Genomic DNA, 8,448 nt, shown 5'->3' on the forward strand with positions numbered 1-8,448 from the left:
AGTGAAAAAGGCCATTTTTGGAGGTACTTTTGATCCAATTCACATAGGTCACATTCATATTGCCTATGAAGCATTATATAGTTTAAAGTTAGACAAGATTTTATTTATGCCAGCAGGAAATCCACCAAATAAGCTAAACAAACAAATTACAGATTCTAAAATCAGATATGATTTAGTTAATAAGGCAATAGAAGGTGAGATTAACTTTGAAATAAGTGATTACGAAATAAATAAAAAAGAAAATAGTTATACATATGAAACTATTGAACTTTTTAGTAAGCTACAATCTAACACGGAATGGTACTTTTTGATTGGTGCAGATAGTTTGATAGATCTAGATAATTGGAAGAATGTAGATAGACTTTTAAATAGTTGCCGGCTGGTGGTTTATAATAGGGCGGGATTTGCATTAGAGAAAATACTTAAACAGAAAAAATCTCTAGAGAGTAAATATCATAATAAAATAATTTTTCTTGATATGCCAATTATAGATATATCATCAACAAGTATTAGAAAAAGTATAAAAGAAGGTAGGAACATTAATTATCTTCTACCTAAAGGTGTAGAGAAAATTGTTGAGACGCTTAAATTATATAAATAGGCTTTAATTTTACATAAAAGTAAAATATGTTTATAAAATGTGTGCATAATTTTTTTTCTGTGTTAAAGTATTACTAGGGGGTGGGGCTTAAATGTGGAATGAAAAGGAAATACTTGATTATATAAAGAAAAATTTAAAAGAAAGTAGATTTAAACACAGTGTAAGCGTTAGTAAAACTGCAATAGAACTCGCAACTATATATGGGGAAAATATAGAAAAAGCACGGATTGCAGGATTAGCTCATGATTGCGCTAAGAATTTGGGGAATGAGCAACTTATAAAAATGGCTACGGACCATAAAATAGAGCTCGATGAAGTAAGCAAACAAAGCCCACAAATCATTCATGGACTAGTGGGAAGTATAATAGCGAGAGACGTAATGGAAATTCACGATGAGGATATTTTAAATTCTATTAAGTATCATACTACTGGAAGAAAAGATATGAGTATTTTAGAAAAGATAATATTTTTATCAGATTATATTGAACCATTAAGGACATTTAATGGTATAGACGAGGTAAGAAGCTTAAGTAAGATGAATTTGGATGTTGCGGTAATATTGTGTTTGGAGAATACTATAAAATATGTTATAAATCAAAAACAATTATTGCATATAGATACGATTTACGCAAGGAATTATTTATTAAGTGAAAAGGGTAGGAGAAAAGATGAGTAATAATAAAAAACAAAGAAAAACAATCAATTATAAGAGATTTGCAATTAAAACCGTTGCTCTTTTAGTGGCAATTCTTGTGTTAGTTTCTGGAGGACTTTATTTATACTTATCTGGGTTTAATGATACTGCAGTAAATTTATCATCAAAATTAAATAATGATGATATAACAAGGATTCAGACGAGTGGAAAATCTTGTAATATACTGGTCATGGGTGTAGATGTAGGGACTGCTGGTTCAACAAATGCTAATGATCCTAAGAGAACAGATACAATGATATTAGTGCATTATAATGCAAGTGATAAAAAAATTAGTATGGTATCTATTCCTAGAGATACGTTAATAACTATAAATGGTAGGAAGCAGAAGATTAATGCAGCACATGCTGTTGGTGGCGTGACTTCTGCAGTAGCTGCTGTACAAAAATTAATAGGTGTTAAAATAAACTACTATGCAAAAGTCAATTATAAGGGCTTTGATAAATTGATTGATGCTATTGGTGGTGTTGATATTAACATTACAAGAAAAATGGATTATGATGACCCTACGCAAGATCTCAGCATTCATTTCAAAAAAGGGCTAGTTCATTTGGATGGCAAAAAAGCTGAGGAATTTTTCAGGTGGAGAAAAAACACTGATGGTTCAGGTTTGGCAAATGGTGATTTAGGAAGAATAGAAAATCAACATATATTTATCGCAAAGGTTATGGAAAAAGTAAAAAGTCCATTTATAATATTTAAGATTCCAAGTGTTTTAACTGCGGTTAAAAGTGCTATAGAAACTAATATGGATGCTAGTGAGATATGTAAGTTTGGATATATATTTGCTAGTATTGGTAATGATAAACTTTCTATGGAGACACTTAAAGGCGCGGAAAAGTCTATAAATGGTGTATCATATGTAGTGTATGATGAAGCACTTAATAAAAAGGTTATTTCAGAGTTAAGTGATAATAAAGCTCAGGTTGTTAATAAGTCAAAGCTTAAGATAAAGGTGATTAATGGTACCCAAAAAACAGGCTTGGCTAAGGATTTTTCAACATACCTAGTCGAAAAGGGGTATAATGAAGCAAAAACACAAACAGGTAAAGCTACTGTAAAAAGTAAAATTGTAGTATACAATGGTAGTGAAGATATGAAGGCGAAGCTACAAACTGATTTTAAAATTGATAATATTGAATTCTTATCGTCAAGTGATAAAAGTTTTGATGTAGTAGTTACGTTAGGTGATGATCACGAACTAATGCATTAATAATATAAGATTATTAGGAGGAAAAAATGGAAAAAAATATTATAAACACAAATAATGCACCAGCGGCTCTTGGACCTTATTCTCAGGCGGTTAAGGTAGGAAATGTATTATATACTTCAGGACAATTAGCAATAAATCCAGTGACTGGAGAATTTATAAACGATGATATAAAAAAGGCTACAGCACAATCTTTAGATAATGTAAAAGCCATATTAGAAGAAGCCGGGTCTAGTTTAGACAAGGTAGTAAAAACTTTAGTTTTCTTAAAAAACATGGATGATTTTGCGCAAATGAATGAAATATATTCAAAATACTTTACAACAAATCCACCAGCTAGATCTTGCATTCAAGCAGGAAAACTTCCTAAAGATGCGTTAGTAGAAATAGAAGTAATTGCAATTGCTTGATAATAAGTTAACTTATGTAGTTGGCGCAAATATCAAAGATGCAAAATTGAGAGATTATTTAAGGTATACGGAGAATTTATCTGGTAGATTTATAAAAAGCTCAGGCCTTACTGGAAAAATAAGGGTTAACAATAACGTGGCCAAGTTAAATCATAGAATAAGCTCAGATGATGTAATAGATATTGATATGAAGACAGATGAACATCAGAATATTGAACCAGAGAAAATGGAAATAGACGTGGCATATGAGGATATAGACCTTATTATTATAAATAAGAGGCCAGGCATAGTTGTTCATCCAACTCATGGATATCCGAGTGGAACTCTTGCTAATGGAGTTTTATATTATTTTAAAGAAAAAAATGAAAAATGCATTGTAAGACTGGTGAGTAGGTTAGATATGGATACTTCAGGTCTTATAATAATTGCAAAAAACCAATATTCACATATGGCGCTAGCAAGGGACATGCAAAGCAAAGATGTGAGTAGTAAAGAGTCAAATGATAAAGACTTAAATAATAAAACTTTTGAGAAGAGTTATATAGCTGTTGTACATGGTAATATGGAAAATAAGTCAGGGACAATTGACTTGCCTATTGGGAATCCAAATCAGGATAGTGCAAGGAGAGAAGTTTGTGATGAGGGACAAAGAAGTATAACCCATTATGAAGTTGTTGAGTCTTTTAAAAATGCTGATTTATTAAAAGTTACTTTGGAAACTGGTAGAACACATCAAATTCGTGTTCATTTAAGTCATATTGGTCATCCACTTTATGGTGATAGTCTTTATGGAACAGCTGAAAGCGAGTATATTGATAGGCAAGCGTTACATGCTTATAAGCTAATCATCCCACATCCGAGAACTGGTGAGCAGCTTACAATTGAGTCAAATCTACCAGAGGATATAAATAACTTAATAAGTAAACTAAAATCTGAAATATAAATTAGAAATTAAGATATAAAAAAATACCAGATGTAAACTATTAAGTTAGTTTGCATCTGGTGTTTTTTTACCATCTTCTATTTCTACTATTATATATAAAATTATTTGTTCTTTTTCTTGCTTTTCTTCGCCTAAGAGTTCTTATTCTTAAAAAAACTATTAATAATACTAAGACAATAAAAACATATTTTATTATGTTTATAAAACCAGAAGGTGAATTAGTACCTACTAAAGAATTACTTGAAATATTATTTTTAAGAGACACGTTTTTTTTGGTATAGTCAATTCCGCTATTTAAATCTAGAGGGTAGGTATCCCCACCAAAAGAAATTACAGCTGTATTTACTAATTCGCCTTTCTTAATAGATGAAAGATTTAATTTGTTTTGAGAAATTTTAGTAGTTGCTTTTGAAGTTGAGTTTTTAGCTTTAAGAATATATAAATCCTTTGAGGCAAGTAGTGGAAGCACTGTGCCATCATCTAAGGTTAATTTTGATACAACATCATTTTTACTAAATTGTTTTACAATCTCAAAATTATCAAATCCATAATCTAACAGTTTTCTGCTATCTGGGAAAAAAGTTTTTTTAGAGTCATGTACAAGAGCTACTATAAGCCTTTGGCCGTTTCTTGTAGCTACGGCAATATAAGAATGTTCTGATTCGGTAGTATAACCTGTTTTTCCACCTTCAGAACCTGAATAATAGTTAGGGTCACCTTTATGTATTAGCCTATTCTCATTCCAAAGAGGGCGACTTACCTTTGATTTATTTGTTTTTGCCATTTTATATGATGGAGTTGTTGAAATCACCTTGTATTCGGGATGTTTTATAAGCTGTTGCATAATCAATGATAAAGCATAAGCTGAAGTTTTATGCTTTATATTATATAAACCATTAGGATTTACAAAATTGGTGTTTTTGCAACCTAAAGCATCTGCCCTAGTGTTCATAAGTTTTGCAAATTTTTCTGTGGAACCACTTACATGTTCAGCTAGAGCTACAGCGCAGTCATTAGCTGAAGCTAATATTAATCCGTATAACAATTCTCTTACAGTGATTTTTTCACCCTCAACTAGGTATATACTAGAGCCATCAGCAAGTGATGCATTTTTACTTACTGTTACAACATCGTTTAGATTAGATTTTTCTAAGACTAAAAGTATAGTCATTATCTTAGTTGTTGATGCTGGTGGGTAAGCAGAATCTTTATTTTTCTCATAAAGTATTTTACCAGTAGTGGCATCAAGTAAAACTACACTATCAGCGGAAATTCCTGAGGGGGGAGATTTTACTATTGCGTTTACCTTTATTGGTATATTATAAAATAAAAAAAGTGACATAAGTAATATTGCAGTTAACTTCTTCATAGGTACCTCCAAGTTTTTCAATATTTACAGTATATCAAAAAAATCCTTTCTTAGCGATAGTATTCATGTAAAGTTGTCAATAATTCTATATGTAAGGGAAAAATAGGAAAAAGTTATTTTGTGATTAAAGGTGTTGATTACTAGGAGGAATTATGAAAAATAAAGAAAAAATAATTGGGTCTATAGCTATTTTATGCATAAGTATTATCTTTATAATTATTGGCTTTGTTTTGTCAGGCCCAAAGGAAACTACTAAGACTTCCGATTATAAAGATGTATTCATTGAAACTGATAAAACTTCACAAAAAAACAATACAGGCGAAGTTAAGGCCTCTTTATCAAAAAAAGTAGAAGATAGTAATGTAAAGTCAGAAGATAGTACTATTAAAGTGGATATAAAGGGTGCTGTAAACAGCCCTGGTGTTTACGAAATAAAAAAGGGAAGTCGAGTAACTGATCTCATAAAACTTGCAGGTGGGGGTACAAAAGATGCAGATCTTAATGCTACGAATCTTTCAAAAAAACTAAATGATGAAGATTGTATTGTAATTAATAAAAATGGTGAGGTTATCAAAACACAAACGCCTAATGGTAGTACATCCAATAGTGCTACTACAAATCCTATTAAAAGCACTACTGTTTCAAGTTCTGATAATAAAGGGAAAGGTGGCATCATTAATATAAATACTGCAAGCAAAGAAGAATTAATGACGCTTACGGGTATAGGAGAAGCTAAAGCAAATATTATAATTGATTATAGAAAGCAAAATGGAGGGTTTAAGTCGGTGGATGAACTTACCAAAGTAGGTGGAATTGGAGAAAAGACATTAAGTAAATTTGTAGATAAGATAGATATAAAATAATTAATTTTAAATTATGTTGAACAGTTGTATTTTTATATGAATTTAGGATAGAATATACAAATGAGTAAAAAAAATTTAAATAACCATGGCTAGAATTGAATAATTCGACAAAGTTCTGCATATTGCTATTGAATACAACTGTATTCTATGGTAAAATAAATATAGTGATTAAGGGGTAAGTAGTTGCTTTTAAATCGCTTTTATTCCAGATAATTAAATAGACATATTGCGGCTTAGATACATAGTTTTATGTTATCTGAGCCGCTTTTTATTTTACTTTATAAAAAAAAGAGCTGAAAGCTCTTTTTAACGACATTTCAGAAGGAAAGTCTCCAACGTCTATAAATGTGAATATAAATCTCCTTCTGAAGTCGTTAATGCAGCTCCAAAGGAGATGATTTAACTCTCTTTAAGATCAGTTTCAGCATTTTCCTCAGTATTTTCTAAATCATTTTTTTCAATATGATCTATTCCACTAATCTCAATTTTATAATTTCCTCTGACTGCTTGCTTTGTTATAAACCTTTTTTTCATTAAAGATTCAAGAGAGGCTTTTAATACTCGAATATTGCCTTTACCATTACCTAAATTAATTGCAAGTTTTATTTTTGATATGCTTTGTGGTGATGATGCTTTATTTTCATAAAGATATTTTAATACATTATCTTCAGTTTCTTTTATATTATCTTTCATAAATATCCTCCTTCATTAGTATGTTTCGTCATAATATATAATTATACTACATGCATTAGTTAATAAAAAGGAAAATATTTATCTTTATTTGCAAAAGAAGGCTCAGTTCTCTGTAGACGGAGATGAATTTTGTTGCTAAATTATTTTTATATAAATTAATATTATAAGCCCTATTACGGCATAATCTATATTAGAGATTATAAAAAAAGGTGGTGAATATTTTGAGAATAGAAACTAATTCTTCTACAAGAATATATAAAGATAAGCTTAGTAGCGTAAATTTTAATAACCTATCGAATATATTGTATGTTGGTAATGAAGCTAAAATTAAAGCTTATTCAATTCTTGTTTACAATCATGAGAAAGGTCTTTCTCAGAGTATTCATTTAACTATTAAAAATATGTTTAATCTTAATACTTATTATACAAACTATGCTGCTTGTGAAGCTAAATGGAATAAATCTTCTAATGTTGAATTAAACAAAATGTACATAGATGATTTAAAGCAGAACATTAATCATAGAGAGAAATCTGTTAAAGATTTAATTAATAAAATTAAATTTTGGAGTAAGATTCATGCTCATATTATCGATATATCTAAGGCTATTAAAAATAGTAAAAGCCTCCCCAAATTTAAGTATTATAGACCATATTATTTTTATATGTCAGATGATAAGATTTTTGTTGAGGCCAATTATAAAAATAAAACAATTATATATAATATGTACGATTTTGAACATGCTCTTGTCGTAAAAAAAATTAGTAGATTAACTAATAAACTGAATATGATTAAGCGTGGTATAGGTTATCAAAAACAAAAACTTGCAAGACTTAATACAAGTGCAGTAAAATCATGTTTTGGTACTAAGAAACTATTCAAAGCTCAGCATACGTTATATAATGATCATTTTGCATGGAAAGAAGACTTCTATAAAGCTAGACATAAAACTATAGAACTTCAAGGACTTAACACAGTTACACAAGGAAATGCTTGTGTTAAATACAACTACGAAACAAATTTACTAAGTATCCAACTGCCCTATGAAAATAAAATAGGTACTTATCATAGTTCACAATGGTTTGAAGTAGAAAATGTTGATTTTCCTTATCATAAAGACTTATTAATAGAAGCTCTAAACACTAAAAATTCCCCTGTTTCTTGGAGAATTGAAGACAAAGGAGATTACTTTTTGTTTAAGCCATCTTATAAACTATTTAAAGACGAGAATCAAATTAATTATTCTATGGCAAATGGAGTTGTAGGCTATGATATAAACTATGACCATATTGCATGGAGTGAAACTGATTGTATCGGCAACCTATTAGACTTTTGCACTATACATTTTAATATAGCAAATAAAACTTCAGGTCAAATTTCAAAAATTTTAGAAAAGAGTGCCTTAGGACTTGTTCAAATAGCCAGGGATAAAAATAAACCACTTGCTGGTGAGGATATTAAAAACATCAGTAAATCCAAACTAACTTATGGGAATACTAAACGAAATATGAAAATCAGTATGTTTGCTCATAAAAAAATCATTGAAGCAATCAGTTCTAGGGCTTTTAAAGAAAATTTAGCCGTATTTTATGTAAATCCAGCATACACTAGCCAAATGGGTAAAATAAAATATATGAAAGCTAAAGGAA

Annotated in this window: 8 protein-coding genes and 1 pseudogene; 7 read left to right on the plus strand and 2 right to left on the minus strand. The window is 29.8% G+C overall.

The features are described 5' to 3' along the window. The first annotated feature begins 1 nt into the window (after position 1). From nadD to KPL54_RS15970, 5 genes are all read left to right on the plus strand, one after another. On the plus strand, positions 2-601 hold the full coding sequence (gene nadD / locus KPL54_RS15950) for a nicotinate-nucleotide adenylyltransferase (protein ID WP_216107490.1): 600 nt from the start codon (positions 2-4) through the stop codon (positions 599-601). A gap of 91 nt (positions 602-692) precedes the next feature. Then, positions 693-1,277: a bis(5'-nucleosyl)-tetraphosphatase (symmetrical) YqeK gene (gene yqeK / locus KPL54_RS15955; RefSeq protein WP_216107491.1), complete on the plus strand. Its 585-nt coding sequence runs from the start codon at positions 693-695 to the stop codon at positions 1,275-1,277. Beyond that, a complete protein-coding gene (locus KPL54_RS15960) occupies positions 1,270-2,526 on the plus strand; it encodes an LCP family protein (protein ID WP_253203496.1) in 1,257 nt (418 codons plus the stop codon). Before yqeK ends, KPL54_RS15960 begins: the two co-directional genes overlap by 8 nt. Positions 2,527-2,552: 26 nt before the next feature. Then, positions 2,553-2,933, plus strand: coding sequence for a RidA family protein (locus KPL54_RS15965; protein WP_216107492.1), 381 nt, complete (start codon positions 2,553-2,555; stop codon positions 2,931-2,933). Continuing rightward, the gene (locus tag KPL54_RS15970; RefSeq protein WP_216107493.1) at positions 2,926-3,876 is read left to right on the plus strand and encodes an RluA family pseudouridine synthase; all 951 of its coding nucleotides are present in this window, start codon (positions 2,926-2,928) and stop codon (positions 3,874-3,876) included. Before KPL54_RS15965 ends, KPL54_RS15970 begins: the two co-directional genes overlap by 8 nt. Positions 3,877-3,943: 67 nt before the next feature. On the opposite strand, the gene KPL54_RS15975 is transcribed toward KPL54_RS15970, so the two are convergent. Next, positions 3,944-5,245: a D-alanyl-D-alanine carboxypeptidase family protein gene (locus KPL54_RS15975; RefSeq protein ID WP_216107494.1), complete on the minus strand. Its 1,302-nt coding sequence runs from the start codon at positions 5,243-5,245 to the stop codon at positions 3,944-3,946. A 152-nt stretch (positions 5,246-5,397) separates the two neighbouring features. Between KPL54_RS15975 and KPL54_RS15980 the strand changes: the two genes are divergently transcribed. Next, the gene (locus KPL54_RS15980) at positions 5,398-6,108 is read left to right on the plus strand and encodes a helix-hairpin-helix domain-containing protein (RefSeq protein ID WP_216107495.1); all 711 of its coding nucleotides are present in this window, start codon (positions 5,398-5,400) and stop codon (positions 6,106-6,108) included. A 399-nt stretch (positions 6,109-6,507) separates the two neighbouring features. On the opposite strand, the gene KPL54_RS15985 is transcribed toward KPL54_RS15980, so the two are convergent. Further along, on the minus strand, positions 6,508-6,801 hold the full coding sequence (locus KPL54_RS15985) for a hypothetical protein (RefSeq protein ID WP_216107496.1): 294 nt from the start codon (positions 6,799-6,801) through the stop codon (positions 6,508-6,510). Between the two features lie 221 nt (positions 6,802-7,022). On the opposite strand from KPL54_RS15985, the pseudogene KPL54_RS15990 reads away from it, so the two are divergent. Beyond that, a pseudogene (locus tag KPL54_RS15990) lies at positions 7,023-8,448 on the plus strand (hypothetical protein); the annotation flags it as partial.

The organism is Clostridium estertheticum (genome assembly GCF_018861295.1).
Taxonomy (GTDB): Bacteria; Bacillota; Clostridia; order Clostridiales; family Clostridiaceae; genus Clostridium_AD; species Clostridium_AD estertheticum_D.